Annotated in this window: 3 rRNA genes; all 3 read left to right on the top strand. The window is 48.4% G+C overall.

From position 1 onward, the window contains the following. The first annotated feature begins 1 nt into the window (after position 1). A 16S ribosomal RNA gene (locus tag JV528_RS13445) occupies positions 2 to 1,553 on the top strand. A gap of 350 nt (positions 1,554 to 1,903) precedes the next feature. After that, positions 1,904 to 4,826 (top strand): 23S ribosomal RNA (locus tag JV528_RS13440). A 72-nt stretch (positions 4,827 to 4,898) separates the two neighbouring features. After that, positions 4,899 to 5,003, top strand: a 5S ribosomal RNA gene (gene rrf, locus JV528_RS13435); the annotation flags it as partial.

Below are 5,003 nucleotides of genomic sequence, written 5' to 3'. Positions count from 1 at the left end.
TTTTATGGAGAGTTTGATCCTGGCTCAGGATGAACGCTGGCGGCGTGCCTAATACATGCAAGTCGAGCGAACGGACGAGAAGCTTGCTTCTCTGATGTTAGCGGCGGACGGGTGAGTAACACGTGGATAACCTACCTATAAGACTGGGATAACTTCGGGAAACCGGAGCTAATACCGGATAATATTTTGAACCGCATGGTTCAAAAGTGAAAGACGGTCTTGCTGTCACTTATAGATGGATCCGCGCTGCATTAGCTAGTTGGTAAGGTAACGGCTTACCAAGGCAACGATGCATAGCCGACCTGAGAGGGTGATCGGCCACACTGGAACTGAGACACGGTCCAGACTCCTACGGGAGGCAGCAGTAGGGAATCTTCCGCAATGGGCGAAAGCCTGACGGAGCAACGCCGCGTGAGTGATGAAGGTCTTCGGATCGTAAAACTCTGTTATTAGGGAAGAACATATGTGTAAGTAACTGTGCACATCTTGACGGTACCTAATCAGAAAGCCACGGCTAACTACGTGCCAGCAGCCGCGGTAATACGTAGGTGGCAAGCGTTATCCGGAATTATTGGGCGTAAAGCGCGCGTAGGCGGTTTTTTAAGTCTGATGTGAAAGCCCACGGCTCAACCGTGGAGGGTCATTGGAAACTGGAAAACTTGAGTGCAGAAGAGGAAAGTGGAATTCCATGTGTAGCGGTGAAATGCGCAGAGATATGGAGGAACACCAGTGGCGAAGGCGACTTTCTGGTCTGTAACTGACGCTGATGTGCGAAAGCGTGGGGATCAAACAGGATTAGATACCCTGGTAGTCCACGCCGTAAACGATGAGTGCTAAGTGTTAGGGGGTTTCCGCCCCTTAGTGCTGCAGCTAACGCATTAAGCACTCCGCCTGGGGAGTACGACCGCAAGGTTGAAACTCAAAGGAATTGACGGGGACCCGCACAAGCGGTGGAGCATGTGGTTTAATTCGAAGCAACGCGAAGAACCTTACCAAATCTTGACATCCTTTGACAACTCTAGAGATAGAGCCTTCCCCTTCGGGGGACAAAGTGACAGGTGGTGCATGGTTGTCGTCAGCTCGTGTCGTGAGATGTTGGGTTAAGTCCCGCAACGAGCGCAACCCTTAAGCTTAGTTGCCATCATTAAGTTGGGCACTCTAAGTTGACTGCCGGTGACAAACCGGAGGAAGGTGGGGATGACGTCAAATCATCATGCCCCTTATGATTTGGGCTACACACGTGCTACAATGGACAATACAAAGGGCAGCGAAACCGCGAGGTCAAGCAAATCCCATAAAGTTGTTCTCAGTTCGGATTGTAGTCTGCAACTCGACTACATGAAGCTGGAATCGCTAGTAATCGTAGATCAGCATGCTACGGTGAATACGTTCCCGGGTCTTGTACACACCGCCCGTCACACCACGAGAGTTTGTAACACCCGAAGCCGGTGGAGTAACCTTTTAGGAGCTAGCCGTCGAAGGTGGGACAAATGATTGGGGTGAAGTCGTAACAAGGTAGCCGTATCGGAAGGTGCGGCTGGATCACCTCCTTTCTAAGGATATATTCGGAACATCTTCTGAAGAAGATGCGGAATAACGTGACATATTGTATTCAGTTTTGAATGTTTATTTAACATTCAAATATTTTTTGGTTAAAGTGATATTGCTTATGTGAGCGATTGACTAAAAAGAAATTGTACATTGAAAACTAGATAAGTAAGTAAAATATAGATTTTACCAAGCAAAACCGAGTGAATAAAGAGTTTTAAATAAACTTGAATTCATAAGAAATAATCGCTAGTGTTCGAAAGAACACTCACAAGATTAATAACGCGTTTAAATCTTTTTATAAAAGAACGTAACTTCATGTTAACGTTTGACTTATAAAAATGGTGGAAACATAGATTAAGTTATTAAGGGCGCACGGTGGATGCCTTGGCACTAGAAGCCGATGAAGGACGTTACTAACGACGATATGCTTTGGGGAGCTGTAAGTAAGCTTTGATCCAGAGATTTCCGAATGGGGAAACCCAGCATGAGTTATGTCATGTTATCGATATGTGAATACATAGCATATCAGAAGGCACACCCGGAGAACTGAAACATCTTAGTACCCGGAGGAAGAGAAAGAAAATTCGATTCCCTTAGTAGCGGCGAGCGAAACGGGAAGAGCCCAAACCAACAAGCTTGCTTGTTGGGGTTGTAGGACACTCTATACGGAGTTACAAAGGACGACATTAGATGAATCATCTGGAAAGATGAATCAAAGAAGGTAATAATCCTGTAGTCGAAAATGTTGTCTCTCTTGAGTGGATCCTGAGTACGACGGAGCACGTGAAATTCCGTCGGAATCTGGGAGGACCATCTCCTAAGGCTAAACACTCTCTAGTGACCGATAGTGAACCAGTACCGTGAGGGAAAGGTGAAAAGCACCCCGGAAGGGGAGTGAAATAGAACCTGAAACCGTGTGCTTACAAGTAGTCAGAGCCCGTTAATGGGTGATGGCGTGCCTTTTGTAGAATGAACCGGCGAGTTACGATTTGATGCAAGGTTAAGCAGTAAATGTGGAGCCGTAGCGAAAGCGAGTCTGAATAGGGCGTTTAGTATTTGGTCGTAGACCCGAAACCAGGTGATCTACCCTTGGTCAGGTTGAAGTTCAGGTAACACTGAATGGAGGACCGAACCGACTTACGTTGAAAAGTGAGCGGATGAACTGAGGGTAGCGGAGAAATTCCAATCGAACCTGGAGATAGCTGGTTCTCTCCGAAATAGCTTTAGGGCTAGCCTCAAGTGATGATTATTGGAGGTAGAGCACTGTTTGGACGAGGGGCCCCTCTCGGGTTACCGAATTCAGACAAACTCCGAATGCCAATTAATTTAACTTGGGAGTCAGAACATGGGTGATAAGGTCCGTGTTCGAAAGGGAAACAGCCCAGACCACCAGCTAAGGTCCCAAAATATATGTTAAGTGGAAAAGGATGTGGCGTTGCCCAGACAACTAGGATGTTGGCTTAGAAGCAGCCATCATTTAAAGAGTGCGTAATAGCTCACTAGTCGAGTGACACTGCGCCGAAAATGTACCGGGGCTAAACATATTACCGAAGCTGTGGATTGTCCTTTGGACAATGGTAGGAGAGCGTTCTAAGGGCGTTGAAGCATGATCGTAAGGACATGTGGAGCGCTTAGAAGTGAGAATGCCGGTGTGAGTAGCGAAAGACGGGTGAGAATCCCGTCCACCGATTGACTAAGGTTTCCAGAGGAAGGCTCGTCCGCTCTGGGTTAGTCGGGTCCTAAGCTGAGGCCGACAGGCGTAGGCGATGGATAACAGGTTGATATTCCTGTACCACCTATAATCGTTTTAATCGATGGGGGGACGCAGTAGGATAGGCGAAGCGTGCGATTGGATTGCACGTCTAAGCAGTAAGGCTGAGTATTAGGCAAATCCGGTACTCGTTAAGGCTGAGCTGTGATGGGGAGAAGACATTGTGTCTTCGAGTCGTTGATTTCACACTGCCGAGAAAAGCCTCTAGATAGAAAATAGGTGCCCGTACCGCAAACCGACACAGGTAGTCAAGATGAGAATTCTAAGGTGAGCGAGCGAACTCTCGTTAAGGAACTCGGCAAAATGACCCCGTAACTTCGGGAGAAGGGGTGCTCTTTAGGGTTAACGCCCAGAAGAGCCGCAGTGAATAGGCCCAAGCGACTGTTTATCAAAAACACAGGTCTCTGCTAAACCGTAAGGTGATGTATAGGGGCTGACGCCTGCCCGGTGCTGGAAGGTTAAGAGGAGTGGTTAGCTTCTGCGAAGCTACGAATCGAAGCCCCAGTAAACGGCGGCCGTAACTATAACGGTCCTAAGGTAGCGAAATTCCTTGTCGGGTAAGTTCCGACCCGCACGAAAGGCGTAACGATTTGGGCACTGTCTCAACGAGAGACTCGGTGAAATCATAGTACCTGTGAAGATGCAGGTTACCCGCGACAGGACGGAAAGACCCCGTGGAGCTTTACTGTAGCCTGATATTGAAATTCGGCACAGCTTGTACAGGATAGGTAGGAGCCTTTGAAACGTGAGCGCTAGCTTACGTGGAGGCGCTGGTGGGATACTACCCTAGCTGTGTTGGCTTTCTAACCCGCACCACTTATCGTGGTGGGAGACAGTGTCAGGCGGGCAGTTTGACTGGGGCGGTCGCCTCCTAAAAGGTAACGGAGGCGCTCAAAGGTTCCCTCAGAATGGTTGGAAATCATTCATAGAGTGTAAAGGCATAAGGGAGCTTGACTGCGAGACCTACAAGTCGAGCAGGGTCGAAAGACGGACTTAGTGATCCGGTGGTTCCGCATGGAAGGGCCATCGCTCAACGGATAAAAGCTACCCCGGGGATAACAGGCTTATCTCCCCCAAGAGTTCACATCGACGGGGAGGTTTGGCACCTCGATGTCGGCTCATCGCATCCTGGGGCTGTAGTCGGTCCCAAGGGTTGGGCTGTTCGCCCATTAAAGCGGTACGCGAGCTGGGTTCAGAACGTCGTGAGACAGTTCGGTCCCTATCCGTCGTGGGCGTAGGAAATTTGAGAGGAGCTGTCCTTAGTACGAGAGGACCGGGATGGACATACCTCTGGTGTACCAGTTGTCGTGCCAACGGCATAGCTGGGTAGCTATGTGTGGACGGGATAAGTGCTGAAAGCATCTAAGCATGAAGCCCCCCTCAAGATGAGATTTCCCAACTTCGGTTATAAGATCCCTCAAAGATGATGAGGTTAATAGGTTCGAGGTGGAAGCATGGTGACATGTGGAGCTGACGAATACTAATCGATCGAAGACTTAATCAAAATAAATGTTTTGCGAAGCAAAATCACTTTTACTTACTATCTAGTTTTGAATGTATAAAATACATTCATATGTCTGGTGACTATAGCAAGGAGGTCACACCTGTTCCCATGCCGAACACAGAAGTTAAGCTCCTTAGCGTCGATGGTAGTCGAACTTACGTTCCGCTAGAGTAGAAC

Origin of the sequence: Staphylococcus sp. GDB20D11A, assembly GCF_016893255.1 — a bacterium.
Classification (GTDB): Bacteria; Bacillota; Bacilli; order Staphylococcales; family Staphylococcaceae; genus Staphylococcus; species Staphylococcus aureus.
Note: the sequence above shows the minus strand (reverse complement) of the source record. Positions and strands in the feature narration are given on the sequence as shown.